The 447-nt window shown below is 50.3% G+C and carries 1 protein-coding gene; it reads right to left on the reverse strand.

Annotated features, from left to right (window positions below):
• On the reverse strand, positions 1 to 447 hold a 447-nt coding region (locus D3D02_RS19840), incomplete at both ends, for an Eco57I restriction-modification methylase domain-containing protein (RefSeq protein WP_394337747.1).

The following is a 447-nucleotide window of genomic DNA, read 5'->3' on the forward strand; positions in this document are numbered from 1 at the left end:
GTGAATGTCTTTGAAGATTCCATTGTTCTCGAAACCAATTATATGCTGAACCGACGACTCCTCGAGCATATGGACTCGTAAATCCTTCCCAGCGGCGGCATTGAAGAACGGACCAGGAAGCAGCTGTGAAACATACCCACCATCTCTGACGATATCATAGACTCGCTCAAAGAACAGTAGGGACAGGTCGTTCGTTCGTGCAACCTGTTGCCCTTCTACGCTTGGCGTCTGATACTCGTATTCTCCACTCTGGTTGATATAGGTCGCTTGCCGTTCCTTGTCGCGCTGGAATTTCTCCCATTCGGCTGCGATTTCAGGAGTCTCTAAGAGCTCCTCTACCTTCTTGTCCTTCTCATTTGGCGGGCGACTACGAAACTCAGTATCGTACTTTGGAAAGAAGTCCGTCCGGTACGGCTTCAGCTCATCCCACGGGGGGTTTCCAATGAG

The sequence above is a fragment of the Halobellus sp. Atlit-38R genome, from assembly GCF_003665925.1.
Taxonomy (GTDB): Archaea; Halobacteriota; Halobacteria; order Halobacteriales; family Haloferacaceae; genus Haloquadratum; species Haloquadratum inordinatus.